The organism is Actinomycetota bacterium (assembly GCA_035536535.1).
In the GTDB taxonomy this organism is placed as follows: domain Bacteria; phylum Actinomycetota; class JAICYB01; order JAICYB01; family JAICYB01; genus DATLNZ01.
The window spans coordinates 1-11,500 of the sequence record DATLNZ010000040.1 but is presented as its reverse complement, the minus strand read 5'-3'; the positions used below and the strand labels follow the sequence as shown (position 1 = coordinate 11,500).

Here is an 11,500-nt window from a genome sequence, read left to right as displayed (position 1 = left end):
TGTCGGGGTTCGAGGTGACTGCGATCGACGAGCCCGAGGTGGCGCGGATCAAGGGCGACTCGAGGATGGCTGTGGTGACGAAGAACGCGGTGGCGGGGCTCAGTCGTCCGTTGGTCCAGCCGGAGACGCTGAAGCTGGACGAGACATCGCCTCTGCGACTGGACGGGTTCCGGCTGACGATCACGCCTGCCGACAGCCGCGCGATGGTTTCGCTGGTATCGAAGCTGCCCGGCCCCCACAACGAAAACCGTCCCGAGATGGAGGACCTGGTGGTCGACCATCTGATGCGGCAGTGGGTCCGGGAGTGGCAGGCTCGGACGGGCGACGACACCGGCTCGTACCCTAGGGCCGCGTTCAAGCGGGAATTGCTGAGCGGCAGCGACTTCGGCAGAGTCGTCGACCTGATGTGGCCGGTGATGACTCCCGGTCGGCTCGTGTCGGGCCTTCTGTCCGGCGAATCGGCCCTGAGTGCGTCGCAGGAAGTCCTGAGCGACCGCGAACGGGAGCTGCTTCGTCGTGAGGAGCACCGGGGCTGGACGGTGCACGATGCGCCGCTGCTGGACGAGGCCGCGGTCCTGCTGGGGACGGTCCCGGGGGCCAGGTCGCGTAGAAAGCCGGAGCGGGAAAGCGACGAGTGGGCCGCCGAGGAGATGGTGGAGGACCTCGCGTCCGCGGCCTCGTTCCGCGGCTCGCCGGACGCGCCCGGAATGATGGACCCCCTCATGCGCCGGGAAGTCGCGCAGCGCATGGTGGACCGCATGCGCGACGAGGAGTGGGAGCCGCCGGACCGGGAGCGCGAGACCTTCGGACACGTGCTCGTGGACGAGGCCCAGGACCTGTCCCCGATGCAGTGGCGGATGATCCAACGAAGGTGCCCATCGCGATCGATGACGCTGCTGGGTGACCTGGCTCAGGCCGGTGGACCGCTGCAGCCCCAGACTTGGCACGAGGTGGCCGGGTGGGCGGGGTCCGGGCCGGCGAGCGAGGTCGAGCTGACCATCAACTATCGGACCCCCGCTCAGATCATGGCGGTGGCCGAGCGGGTGCTGTCGGCGACGCAGCCGGGTGTGCGGCCGCCGCGTGCCGTCCGGGAAACCGGGTTCGAGCCGGTGTTCCTTGCCGCGCAGGATGCGGCCGAGGAAGCGGTCCGGGTCGCGCGGGAAGAGCAGTCGGAGGTCGGGGACGGCACCGTGGCGGTCATCGCCCCCGTGGGGATGGCGCGCAACATCGCCTCAGCAATCGGGCCGAGCGAGACGATCTCGGTCCTGACGGCCGACGAGGCCAAGGGCCTGGAGTTCGATTCCGTGGTGGTCGTCGAGCCGGCGCGTATCGCCGTAACGTCGTCCGGTGGACTGCGTTCTCTGTATGTGGCGCTGACGCGCCCGACGCAGCGACTGACGGTGGTTCACGCGGAGCCTCTGCCCCCGACACTGGCGGCTTCGTGATCTCTCCCTGGCTCAACGCCGGCCGGGACGCCTGGCTGGAGGCGTGGAGGCCGTGGGTAGCCGGGGTCGTGTCCGATGCCGGCCTCGGCCGCGTTGACGGCGTGGAATCTCTCCGGGAGATGCCCTGGTCGGCGGTGTTCCGGGTCATTTGCTCCGAGGAAACCCTCTTCTTCAAGGCCGAGGGTCTCGGGGGCCGGCACGAGCCCGGTCTGGTGCAGGACCTGGCCAAGCGGTGGGGCGACCGCGTGCCGACCGTGCTCGCCATCGATGAGGCGCGGGCCTGGATGCTGATGACCGACGCAGGGCGACCGCTGAGGGAGGTCGTACCGCCCGACGAGCAGGCTGGGGTCCTGGAGCGGGTCATGGACCCGTACGTGGAGATGCAGTTCGCCCTCTGCGCCGAGGCGGACAGTCTGGTCGCCCGCGGGGTTCCGGACCGCCGTGCAGCCGTCCTGCCGGACCTGCTCAGGCAACTGCTGGGCGGGGACATGGTCGACGGGGCCAAGCTGGCGCTGGAGTCGGAGGAGAAGTCGGAGATGTACGCGCTCCTTCCCGAATTCGAGCGGTGCTGCGAGGAGCTGGCTGCTTCTGCCTACTCGTCTTCGCTGGACCACGGAGATCTGCACGCGAGCAACGTCCTGGTGGCCGGCGAGGGGTTCAGGCTGTGCGACTGGGGAGATGCCAGCGTCACGCACCCGTTCGGCTCGCTGATGGTCACCTACCGGCTGGGGCTCTCGGATCTCCCCGCCGCCTCCCGGCCGTCGGCCGCGGCGCGGCTGCGTGACGCGTACCTGACTGCCTGGACCAGACACGTCCCTGCCGGCCCTCTACGGAGGACATTCGACCTCGCCTGCTGGACGGCTCACGTCGTGCGGGCTCTTGACTGGGTCCACATGCTCCAAGGGGCCGACCCCGAGTTCGTCGCCGAGTGGTACCCACACATCGCCGGGGCGCTGCGCGGGTGGCGAAGACACCGCGCACTCATGCTCTCGGGACAGGATGCCGCCATCCGCGTGTTCGACGAGCGGTCCTAGCGGGAGTGGACCGGGGCCCGGAACTTCCGGCCTTCCGGAGGAACTCGAACAGCGCGGCCCACTGAGCAGGCCGCAGGTCGATCGCCCGGGCCTCGGGCGCAAAGCCCAGGTCGGACGCCAGCCGCTTCATCTGAGTGTGGCTCAGCAGGCCGGAGAGCTCCCGGTGGAGCGGACCGCACGACGGCGTGAAGCCGCGCCGCAGAAGCGTCACGAATGCGTCACGGTCGCGCGCCGCGAGCAGCGGGACCGGACGCCGGGAGATGGCCAGGTGGGCGGCGTCCACCGAGGGAGGGGGCCGGAAGCAGGACGACGGCAGCCGGCGCACGATCTCGAAGTCGTACCAGGCCCCCCAGGCCACGGACAGCAAGTTGGAGTGGCGCGGCGCGACGCGTTTGACCGCCGCCTCCCACTGCACGATCAGGTCCGCTCGCAGCAGGGGAGTGGCGGGGTCGTCCAGCAGGCGGTGAAGGATTCGCGTCGTCAGGTGAAAAGGGACGTTTCCGGCAGCGCGAAACGGCTCGTCCGGCAGCGGCTCGCACAGCACGTCCCCCACCCGGACCTCGACCCGGTCGTCGCCGGTCAGCCTCTCCGACAGGCGGGAGGCAAGGCGGGGTTCCAGCTCCACCGCGACGACCCGCCGAGCGCGGGCGGCCAGCGCTTCCGTGAGCACGCCGGTGCCGGCGCCTATCTCGAAGACGAGGTGGCTGCAGTCGATTCCGGAGCTACAGACCAGCTGCGCGGCCAGCGAGCCGCTGCGAAGCAGGTGCTGCCCGGTGCGCGGGGACCGTGAGGCTTCCACGGACCCTCACCATGACCATGCCCATGACGCCGCCTCCCCGGTGGGACGAACGGCCAAGTTTGCGGCCCGGTCGCGCCTTCGTCAACCGGTCACCTGCCGCAGGGTCCGCTCCTGGACCCATCCGAGCCAGTGAACCACCGACATCGCCCCGGCCTTCGGGTCGTCCCGGTCGAGGTCGGCCTCCATCGCGGCTTCGTCCACCCCGAGCCTGGTGCCGATGGCCAGCCGCAGGTCGGTCAGCAGCGTCAGCCAGCTGGTCAGGTCCTCACCCTCCAGCTCGAGTCGGACCGGCCCCCGCTCCCCCAGGAGCTCGCTCGCCCGTGAGAGTACCTGGAGCTTGTGGGCGTGAAGCTCGGCCCCCACCAGGCGCGTGAACTCCAGAGCCGCGTCCGGGTCCGGGGAGGCATCTGGGAAAAGGCGCTCCAGGACGGGGTCCGGCGCCGGCTGGTCGCGGGCCAACGCGACGCTTCCAGGGGAGAGCAGCGCCCGCATCTCCTCGATCAGGCCGCGAAGGATCCCGGCCTCGCGCTGGTCGAGCTGTATCTCCGCACGGTCCATAACGCTGGGCCTAGTCCTGCTGCATGGTCGCCCACAGGCCGTGGGCGTGGAGGCGGAAGACGTCGTGCTCGGCCTTTTCGCGGGCCCCCGTGGAGACCACGGCCCGGCCCCGCTCGTGGACGTCGAGCATGAGCTCGGTGGCCTTCTCCAACGGGTAGCCGAACAGGCGCTGGAACACCCAGGTCACGTACGACATCAGGTTGATGGGGTCGTTCCAGACGATGACCACCCACGGCCGGTCTGGGGCGTGGTCTTCTCCGGAGCCGGGCAGGTCGACCCGCTGGGGAGCCGTGGTGCCGGTCATGATCCCGATCTTGCCACGGGCCGGGAACGAAAATCGTCACGAAATTGCCGAGACGGTGCTATCATTCCCCGCTCGGCAGGCCACGCACCTTCAGTGGCCGCCGGCGGAGCGGGCGTCGCAGACACAAGCCAACTGGCTGGCGCCTCCGCGCGCCCCGGTCCGGGCCCCTTTCAGAGGGAACATCCGGCCCCCGCGGCAGTCGCCGGCCACGACCAAATGGAGCACCGTGGCCGAAGCAACGTCGAGCAAGTCCATACTCCTGCGCTACCTGCGCCCCGAGCGGCGACGGGCGACCCTGCTCGCCGTCCTGCTTCTGGCCAGCATCGCCCTGCCCCTTGCCACTCCACAGATCATCCGCAAGTTCATCGACGGTGCGTTGGACAAGGCGCCCATGGACGGGCTGCTGCGGCTGGCGGTGTGGTTTTTGGTCGTGTCGGTGGCGGCGCAGTTGATCTCGGTCGCCACCACCTACGTCAGCGAGCAGGTCGGGTGGCGGACGACGAACAACCTGCGTTCGGACGTGGCCGCCCACGCGCTCGGACTCGACATCGCCTGGCACAACACCCACACCCCCGGCGAGATGATCGAGCGCGTGGACGGCGACATCACGGCGCTGTCCAACTTCTTTTCGATGTTCGTGATCCAGATCCTGGGCAGCGGGCTGCTGATGATTGGGATTCTGGCCCTGACCTTCCGGGAAAGTGCGCTGATGGGCACGGTCATGACCGTGTTCGCGCTCGTGAGCCTGCTGGTCATGACCAAGCTGCGGCGAATCGCCGTCCCCGACTCGACGGCGCAGAGGGAGTCCAGCGCCAACCTGTTCGGGTTCCTGGAGGAGCGGCTGTCGGGGGTCGACGACGTCCGCGCCAACGGCGCCGGCCACCACGTCATGCGCGGCTTCGCCCGCGTCAGCCGCGACCTGGTCGGCCGCGCCGTGAAGGCCGAGAAGACCGGGGTGATGATCTGGGTGTCTTCGTCGGTCCTGTACGGGTCGGGTCTTGCGATGATCCTCGCGCTGAGCGCCTGGCTGTACCTGCGGGGACGGATCTCCCCCGGCACGGTGGTCCTGCTGTTCCAGTACTTCGGGATGCTGGACGACCCCCTGATGACCATCGGTGCGCAGGTGAAGGAGTTCCAGAAGGCCGGGGCCGGGATCGTGCGGATCCAGGAGATGTTCGGGTTGTCGTCGGCCATGCGGGACGGCTCCTCGGGGGTTCCCGAGGCGGGGCCGCTCGGGGTGACCTTTGAGCGGGTGGGCTTCGCCTACCCCGACGACGACGTGGCGGTGCTGCACGACCTGACCCTGTCGCTTCGGCCGGGCGAGGTCCTGGGGGTTCTTGGTCGGACGGGCAGCGGCAAGACCACCATCGGACGGCTGATCCTGCGGCTGTACGACGTGAGGGCCGGCTCGATCCGACTCGCCGGCGTCGACCTGCGGGAGGCGAACATGTCGGAACTGCGCAAGCGGGTCGGTGTGGTGACCCAGGACGTCCAGCTCTTCCAGGGAACCGTCCGGGACAACCTCACGCTGTTCGAAGACGGATTTGATGACGGACGCATCACGTCCGTGCTGCAAGAGCTGGGGCTGGGCAACTGGCTCGGGGGCCTTCCCCAGGGGCTGGACTCGGAGCTGGCGTCGGGCGGCGGCGGGCTGTCCGCCGGTGAGGCGCAGCTACTCGCCTTCGCGCGAGTGTTTCTGCGCGACCCGGGCCTGGTGATTCTGGACGAGGCGACCTCGCGTCTGGATCCGGCGACGGAGGCCGTGCTCGAGCACGCCGTGGACAGGCTGCTCGAGGGGCGGACGGGAATCCTGATCGCGCACCGGCTCAGGACGGTTCACCGCGCGGACTCGATCCTGATCCTGGACCAGGGACGTGTGGTCGAGCACGGACCTCGAGAGCAGCTGGCTTCGGACCGCACCTCCAGGTTCTCATCGCTTCTGGCTGCCGGCATCGAGGAGGTGCTCGCGTGAGCGCCCGGCAGATCGACACCGAGCCCAACGTCAGCTCATGGCGCCTGGCGGCGAAGCTCGTCCGTTACAGGCCGGGGTTGTTCGCCGTCAGCGCCCTGCTGTGGATGGGCTTTGTGGCGGCGCCGATCGTGTTCGGCCTGCTGTCCAAGAACGTCATCGACTCGCTGACGAAAGGGGCGGGGGTAGAGCAGATCCCCTGGCTGCCGATTTCGGTCCTGTTCGGCTTCAACCTCGCGCGCGCGGCGGTCTTCTTCTTTGCCGCCGTCGTATGGACCTTCACGTGGCACGTGTTCATGACCCTGATGCGCACCAACCTGCTCTCGCGCATCGTCCGGGGGCCGGGGCGCGGCAGCGTGCCGGACTCGCCCGGAGAGGCCATCAGCCGGTTCCGGGACGACGTCGAGGAGTTCGTGTGGTTTATCGATCTGTGGATCGACGTCAGCGGGGCGGTGTTGTTTTCGTCCGTCGCCGTCGTGATCATGGCCCGCATCGACCCTCTTATGACTCTGGTGGGCGTGGCGCCCCTCGGGCTGATCCTGATCATCCTGCACGCGATGGCGCCGCGCATCAAGGAGAACCGGCGCGCCAGCAGGCGCACGACCTCTGCCGTGACCGGGTTCATCGGTGAGACGTTCGGGGCCGTCCAGGCGGTCAAGCTCGCGGGAGCCGAACGCGGAGTGATCCGCAGGTTCCGCGAGCTGGGCGAGGCCCGCCGTGTGGCTTCCCTGAGGGACCGTCTGCTCGTCGAGCTCACCGACTCCGCCAACGCCAACCTGGTGAACATCTGCATCGGGCTGGTCCTGCTGCTGTCTGCGTCGCGGATGCGCCGCGGGGATTTCTCGGTGGGTGACTTTGTGCTGTTCACGATGTACATCAACAACCTCACGCGGCTGCCGAGGTGGCTGGGCCGCCTGATCGCCCGGTCCAAGCAGTCCGTGGTCAACGCGCAGCGGATGCTCCGAATGGCCGGAACGGCCGCGCCGGAGGAGCTGGTCCGGCACAATCCCGTCTACCTCACCGGCGCGCACGAGCCTCCGGTGCCTTTTGTGGCGAAGTCCAAGGAGCACAGGCTCGAGTCGCTCGAGGTGCACGGTCTCACAAAGCTGCACCTGGACTCGGGACGCGGCATCCGGGATGTGTCCATGGACGTTCGCCGCGGTGACTTCGTCGTGATCACCGGGCGCATCGGGTCCGGCAAGACGACCCTGCTGCGGACGTTGCTGGGCCTCGTGGAGGCCGATTCGGGTCTGGTTTTGTGGAACGGCGAGGTCGTCGGCGACCCCATGTCCTTTTTCGTTCCACCACGGGCGGCGTACACGCCCCAGGTGCCGAGGCTTTTCAGCGAGACGCTGCTTGACAACATCAACATGGGCATCCCCGAGGAGATGGCCGATGTCGGCGCGGCCGTGCAGCAGGCGGTGTTCGAAGACGATGTCGCCGGGATGCAAGCGGGGCTGCAGACGGTCATCGGCCCCCGCGGGGTGCGTCTGTCCGGCGGCCAGGTGCAGCGGACGGCCGCCGCGCGGATGTTCGTCCGGGACCCGGAGCTGCTGGTCTTCGACGACCTGTCCAGCGCGCTGGTCGTGGAGACCGAGGCGCGCCTGTGGGAGCGCGTGTTCGCGTCCGGGGAGGCCACCTGCCTGGTCGTGTCGCACCGGCGGGCAGCGCTGCGTCGAGCCGACCGGATCGTGGTCCTGCGCGACGGCGCGGTGGAGGCCACCGGCTCGCTCGACGACCTCCTGGAGCGGTCCGAGGAGATGCGGCACCTGTGGGCCGAGGAGCCCGAGCGGGTCTAGCCGACACGTCCCGGTTGGTCTTTCGTGCCTCGGCGCGGTCAGGATGATCGGATGCCGCAGGAGTTCCGCACGATCATCGAGCCGTTCCGGATAAAAAGCGTCGAGCCGATCCGGTTCACCACACGCGACCAGCGCGAGGAGGCTCTGGAGGCCGCCGGCTACAACCTGTTCGCGCTGCACGCCGACATGGTGCTGATCGACCTGTTGACCGACTCAGGCACCGGCGCCATGTCGTCCGAGCAGTGGGCGGGGATGCTTCGCGGCAACGAGGCCTACGCGGGGTCGCCGTCCTTTTTCCGCTTTGAGGCCGCCGTCAAGGACATAACCGGCTTTGAGCACGTGATCCCGACCCACCAGGGGCGCGCCGCCGAGAGAATCCTGTTCACGGAGACTGCCGCGGCCGGACAGGTTGTCTGCAACAACACCCACTTCGACACGACCCGGGCCAACGTCGAGCACACGGGGGCCCAGGCGTTGGACCTGGTGATCGAGGAGGGGCGGCAGCCATCGTCGCTTCACCCGTTCAAGGGCAACATCGACCTGGACCGTTTGGAGCAGACGCTGCGGGTGGGCAACGTCCCGCTGGTGATGCTCACCGTCACCAACAACTCCGGCGGCGGACAGCCGGTGTCCCTGAAGAACATCCGCGAGACCCGTCAGCTGTGCGACCGCCACGGCGTCCCGCTGTTCCTGGACGCGTGCCGGTTCGCCGAGAACGCCTGGTTCATCAGCCAGCGGGAGCCGGGACAGGAAGGCCGGGCCCCCGTGGACATCGCCCGCGAGATGTTCTCGCTCGCCGACGGTGCGACGTTCAGCGCGAAAAAGGACGGTTTGGCCAACATCGGCGGCTTTCTGGCCATGAACAACGACGAGCTCGCGGCCCGCTGCCGAACCAACCTCGTGCTCACCGAGGGCTTTCCGACGTACGGGGGACTGGCCGGCTACGACCTGGAGGCCATCGCCGTCGGACTGACCGAGGTCCTGGAGCCGGACTACCTTCGCTATCGCATCCGCAGCATCGAGTACCTGTGGGAAAAGGTGACATCCGCGGGCGTCCCGGCCGTCAGTCCGCCCGGGGGCCACGCGGTCTACCTGGACGCAGGCCGGCTGCTGCCGCACATCCCGCCGTCGCGGTATCCGGGACAGTCGCTGGCGGTCGAGCTGTACCGCGTCGGCGGGATCAGGTCCGTGGAGATAGGCAGCGTGATGTTCGGACGTCCGGGCCCCGGGGGGGCCGAGGAGCCGGCGGCGATGGAGCTTGTCCGACTGACGATCCCTCGCCGGGTCTACACGCAGTCGCACATCGATTACGTCGCGGAGGTGGTGATGCAGGTGGCAAAGGCGGCCGAGTCGCTTCCCGGGTACCGGATCGTGTGGCAGCCGCCGATGCTGCGTCATTTCACGGCCCGATTCGAGCCGGACCAATGATCCTCAAGGAGTTCTACTCCGCGGTCTCCGGGCTGTCTTTCACCCTGCTCGGGCTCTGGTGGGCGGTGGCGACCCTTCGCCGCGAGGAGTGGGGCGCCGACCGCTCGCGCCGAAGGATGGCGCGTCAGATCGCGTTGTCGTTCCTGCTGCCCGGCGTGATGAGCCTCGTGTCGCTCCTGGCGGTTCGGGTGACGGTGGTGTGGAACGTGGGCTTCGGACTCGCGGGGGCCCTCGGAGCTGTCTCGACGGCCGCTCTTCTGGCTGGGGACACAGAGCGCAGCCCGGGCGGGGGAGCCGGCCGCCTGGTGCTGTTGGCGATGGTCGTCCTCTATTCGCTGATCGCGGTGGTCGCCGTGTTCCCCAAGTCGGTGGCAATGGTGGGTGTGGGGCTGCGTCCGTTGGAGGTGGAGGGGATCCTGGTGTCGATCTTCGTGTTTTTGGGGGTCAACCTGGCGTGGCTGTTCCTGTTCGACCCCCTGCCCGAGCTCCCGGGACCCGAAAGCCGGCGAAGGCGCTCCTGAGTAGGCCGAGGGGCCGGTTCGGCGTCCGCTCCAGGAACCGTTTCACAGTTCGAAACGCACGTAGAATGGGTATGTTCGTGGGCCCCGGACTCGGCGTTCCATCGCACGTCCGCGTGGGCGGAGCGGGGGATCGACAGGCGAGACGCTGGAGGATCTCGTGAAGTTGGACACCGCTGTCGAGTCCGAACGGCTGGCGGCCGTCCGGCGATACGACGTGCTGGACACGCCCCCGGACGGATCCTTCGACAGGATCACCGAGCTGGCCGCCCGGCTGATGGACGTGCCGATCGCGATCGTGAGCATCGTGGACTCCGATCGCATCTGGTTTAAGTCCCACCACGGGCTGGATGTCGAACAGATCGGCCGCGAACCCGGCCTCTGCGCGTCGGCGATCCTTCAGGACCGCCCCTGGCTTGTCAACGACGCCTCGGTGGACCCGCGAACGCTGTCCAATCCCCTGGTCGCCGGCGATTTCGGCCTCCGGTTCTACCTGGGCGTGCCTCTGAAGACCCACGACGGCTACAACCTGGGGACGCTGTGCGTTATCGACCGGGAGCCGCGCGAGGTGTCCGAACAGGAATTGGCGAACCTGGAGGACCTGGCGGCCATCGTGATGGACGAGCTCGAGCTTCGGCTTTCGGCGCGGCTGTCGGTGGCTCTGGAGTCAGAGCTGCGCCGCACGGCCGAAGACGTCGCGGTCACGCTCCAGGAGTCGCTGCTTCCCCCGACGTTGCCTTCGGTGGAAGGCCTGGAGTTCGCCAGCCGCTACCACGTGGCCGCTCGTGACCGGGTCGGCGGCGACTTCTACGACGTGATCAAGTTCGACTCAGGGTGTGCTGTGGTGGTCGGGGACGTGTGCGGCAAGGGAGCCAAGGCCGCGGCGCTGACGGGGGCCGCGCGCTGGACCCTGCGCACCACGAGCCTTGAGGCCCGGCCCCCCTCGGAGGTGCTGCAGCGGCTGAACCACATAGTGGCCGGCGCGACAGAGGGCACCGACAGATACCTCACCATCGCCTATGCGCACTTGGTCCCCAACGATTCGGGAGCGGAGGTGACGCTGTCCCTCGGCGGGCACCCTCATCCCATCGTCGTTCCTGCCCGGGGTCCGGTCGCCCGGGTGGGCGCGACTGCTCCGATCGTCGGTTGGCGGGCCGAGGAGACATTCCACGACGTGGCTTTGGACCTTGCGCCCGGCGACCTGCTCGTGATGTTCACCGATGGCCTCCAGGAGGCCATCGGGGGTCACGGAACGGCCGACGATCTGGCGCTTCAGGAGCTTCTTGCCCGTCTGGCCGGACAGAGTGCGGAGTCGGTGGCGCAGGCCATCGACGAGGCGTTCGGCTCGGACGCGATGCACGACGATGCTGCCTTTGTGGTGGTGCGGGTCTCCGACCGCGCGCTTCAGGCGCCGTAGAGAGGGCGGAGCTTCGACTCGAGATGACGCAGCAGCGGGTCGGCGCTCAGACGCTTGCCCGTGGCCACCTCACACAGTTCTTCAGGCCGGTGGCGCTGTCCGTGCGCGTGGACGTTGCGGTTGAGCCACTCCTTGAGCGCGCCGAACTCGCCGCCCTCGAACTGGTCGTAAAGGTTCGGGATCGCCTCCAGCGCCGCCTCGAAAAGCTGCGCCGCGTACAAGTTGCCGA

General features: G+C 68.6%; 11 protein-coding genes. 7 read left to right on the top strand and 4 right to left on the bottom strand.

What is annotated here, in order from left to right; translation table 11 throughout:
* Positions 1-1,445, top strand: a 1,445-nt coding sequence (locus VNE62_03045) for a UvrD-helicase domain-containing protein (protein ID HVE91265.1), incomplete at its 5' end; no start/stop codon positions are given.
* On the top strand, positions 1,442-2,479 hold the full coding sequence (locus tag VNE62_03040; GenBank protein ID HVE91264.1) for a phosphotransferase: 1,038 nt from the start codon (positions 1,442-1,444) through the stop codon (positions 2,477-2,479). The genes VNE62_03045 and VNE62_03040, both read left to right, overlap by 4 nt.
* Here the strand turns inward: VNE62_03040 and VNE62_03035 are convergent.
* The 3 genes from VNE62_03035 to clpS form a co-directional block, all read right to left on the bottom strand.
* Positions 2,427-3,278 carry an rRNA adenine dimethyltransferase family protein gene (locus tag VNE62_03035; GenBank protein ID HVE91263.1) on the bottom strand — a complete coding sequence of 284 codons (852 nt, stop codon included), beginning with the start codon at positions 3,276-3,278 and terminating at the stop codon, positions 2,427-2,429. The genes VNE62_03040 and VNE62_03035 overlap by 53 nt on opposite strands.
* 81 nt (positions 3,279-3,359) lie before the next feature.
* Positions 3,360-3,836 carry a DUF2017 family protein gene (locus VNE62_03030; protein ID HVE91262.1) on the bottom strand — a complete coding sequence of 159 codons (477 nt, stop codon included), beginning with the start codon at positions 3,834-3,836 and terminating at the stop codon, positions 3,360-3,362.
* 10 nt (positions 3,837-3,846) lie between these two features.
* Positions 3,847-4,140 (bottom strand): ATP-dependent Clp protease adapter ClpS, encoded by a 294-nt coding sequence (gene clpS, locus VNE62_03025; GenBank protein ID HVE91261.1) that lies wholly within the window; start codon positions 4,138-4,140, stop codon positions 3,847-3,849.
* A 226-nt stretch (positions 4,141-4,366) separates the two neighbouring features.
* Between clpS and VNE62_03020 the strand changes: the two genes are divergently transcribed.
* From VNE62_03020 to VNE62_03000, 5 genes are all read left to right on the top strand, one after another.
* Positions 4,367-6,112, top strand: a complete 1,746-nt coding sequence (locus tag VNE62_03020) for an ABC transporter ATP-binding protein (GenBank protein HVE91260.1) — start codon at positions 4,367-4,369, stop codon at positions 6,110-6,112.
* A complete protein-coding gene (locus tag VNE62_03015) occupies positions 6,109-7,908 on the top strand; it encodes an ABC transporter ATP-binding protein (GenBank protein HVE91259.1) in 1,800 nt (599 codons plus the stop codon). The genes VNE62_03020 and VNE62_03015 overlap by 4 nt, the downstream gene beginning before the upstream one ends.
* 51 nt (positions 7,909-7,959) lie before the next feature.
* The gene (locus VNE62_03010) at positions 7,960-9,336 is read left to right on the top strand and encodes a tryptophanase (GenBank protein HVE91258.1); all 1,377 of its coding nucleotides are present in this window, start codon (positions 7,960-7,962) and stop codon (positions 9,334-9,336) included.
* Positions 9,333-9,857 carry a hypothetical protein gene (locus tag VNE62_03005; protein ID HVE91257.1) on the top strand — a complete coding sequence of 175 codons (525 nt, stop codon included), beginning with the start codon at positions 9,333-9,335 and terminating at the stop codon, positions 9,855-9,857. The genes VNE62_03010 and VNE62_03005 overlap by 4 nt, the downstream gene beginning before the upstream one ends.
* Positions 9,858-10,014: 157 nt before the next feature.
* Positions 10,015-11,271, top strand: coding sequence for a SpoIIE family protein phosphatase (locus VNE62_03000; protein HVE91256.1), 1,257 nt, complete (start codon positions 10,015-10,017; stop codon positions 11,269-11,271).
* On the opposite strand, the gene VNE62_02995 is transcribed toward VNE62_03000, so the two are convergent.
* On the bottom strand, positions 11,259-11,500 hold a 242-nt coding region (locus tag VNE62_02995), incomplete at its 5' end, for a carboxypeptidase M32 (protein HVE91255.1). The two genes, VNE62_03000 and VNE62_02995, sit on opposite strands and share 13 nt — an antisense overlap.

Coding starts and splice junctions, on each gene's coding strand:
- VNE62_03030 (HVE91262.1), bottom strand. CDS start 3,836: ATGGACCGTGCGGAGATACAGCTCGACCAGCGCGAGGCCGGGATCCTT.
- clpS (HVE91261.1), bottom strand. CDS start 4,140: ATGACCGGCACCACGGCTCCCCAGCGGGTCGACCTGCCCGGCTCCGGA.
- VNE62_03010 (HVE91258.1), top strand. CDS start 7,960: ATGCCGCAGGAGTTCCGCACGATCATCGAGCCGTTCCGGATAAAAAGC.
- VNE62_03005 (HVE91257.1), top strand. CDS start 9,333: ATGATCCTCAAGGAGTTCTACTCCGCGGTCTCCGGGCTGTCTTTCACC.